This window comes from Oleiphilus sp. HI0125 (genome assembly GCF_001635355.1).
This window is the reverse complement of sequence record NZ_LWGF01001067.1, coordinates 1-1418: the sequence shown is the minus strand read 5'-3', so window position 1 is coordinate 1418 and position 1418 is coordinate 1. Positions and strand designations below refer to the sequence as shown.

Sequence of the window (1418 nt, the reverse complement as noted above, 5' to 3'; positions counted from 1 at the left end):
CAAGTCGGTACGCCGACTATTTCAATAGGAAAACATAGATCATTAGTAAGCTTTCGAATCACCATTAATTGTTGAAAGTCTTTTTCTCCAAATATGGCTTGGTCTGGCTGAACCATGTTGAAAAGCTTCGTAACGATGGTAGCAACACCGTCAAAGTGTTTTTCCCTACTCGCACCACAGTGATGTTTGGTTATGTCTGGGACATGAACGGTTGACTCAGCCTTCAAGCCCCCAGGATATACTTCAAAAATATTAGGCGCGAACAATACATCACAGTTTCGAGCTGCTAATAAGGAGCTATCTTTTTCAAGAGTTCGAGGATAAGAGTCAAAGTCTTCGTTTTCACCAAATTGCAGGGGATTAACGAAGATTGTTGCTACCGTAAAAGAATTTGATTCACGAGCGCGATCAACAAGCCGTAAATGACCTTCATGTAAGTTACCCATTGTAGGGACAAGGCCGATTTTATGATTAGCTTTACGTGCTTGATTGAGTTCTTCACGTAATTCTTTAAGAGTATGAAGTATTTTCATAAAGGTTTAGAAGCTATGTTCCGGTCCGGGAAAAGAGCCATTTTTTACAGCTTGATCGTAAGCTTGAATCGCACTTTGCACTGAATCAGTTTCAGCCAAAAAGTTTTTCACGAAACGAGGTAGTTTGCCTGAAGTAAGACCTAGCATATCGTGTACAACTAGTACTTGCCCATCAGTAACATTACCTGCACCAATTCCAATAACTGGAACCGAAACAGCCTTGGTGATTTGCTCTGCAAGTTGAGTCGGCACACATTCAAGAAGAATCATATCGGCACCTGCTTGTTCTAGTTCCTTCACTGCATCAAGCATTGCTTTAGCCGAATTGTCTTCTTTGCCTTGAACTCGATAACCGCCGAGTTTGTTAACAGATTGTGGAGTGAGACCAAGGTGAGCACATACAGGTATGCCTCGATAACTTAGCTCTTCTATAGATTCTTTTAGCCAAGCACCACCTTCAACTTTAATAATGTGAGCACCTGCTTGCATTAACAGACCTGCATTATGAATCGTCTGTTCGATGCTGTTATTTGCATTGAAGGGTAGGTCAGCCATGATCAAGCTGCGGGAATTGCCACTTTTCACACAAGCGGTGTGGTAAAGCATATCATCCATGGTAACAGGAAGCGTGCTGTCGTTGCCTTGAAGCACCATGCCCAAAGAGTCACCGATCAACAGTACATCGATTCCTGCCTCATTCGATAAGGCAGAAAAACACGCATCGTAACTGGTGAGACAAGAAAATTTCTTACCTTCTTCCTTCAGTTTCTTCAACGATAAAGTGGTGGTGGTCATAAGCCCTTTTTCCAAGTGGGTAATTGCATGCAAAGACTAGCTATATGTTGGCTTAAGAACAAGCCAAATTTATTTCAATCTTAACGAGAT

At 41.9% G+C, this 1418-nt stretch carries 2 protein-coding genes; both read right to left on the bottom strand.

The window, feature by feature from the left end; translation table 11 throughout:
* A partial coding sequence (gene panC / locus A3762_RS18330) for a pantoate--beta-alanine ligase (RefSeq protein ID WP_068757033.1) occupies positions 1-533 on the bottom strand: 533 nt, incomplete at its 3' end.
* Between the two features lie 6 nt (positions 534-539).
* Positions 540-1328 carry a 3-methyl-2-oxobutanoate hydroxymethyltransferase gene (panB, locus tag A3762_RS18325; RefSeq protein WP_068482517.1) on the bottom strand — a complete coding sequence of 263 codons (789 nt, stop codon included), beginning with the start codon at positions 1326-1328 and terminating at the stop codon, positions 540-542.
* Between the last annotated feature and the right edge of the window lie 90 nt (positions 1329-1418).

What these genes read in the sequence shown, in the direction of transcription:
- panB (WP_068482517.1), bottom strand. Translation starts at nt 1,328, where the DNA reads ATGACCACCACCACTTTATCGTTGAAGAAACTGAAGGAAGAAGGTAAG.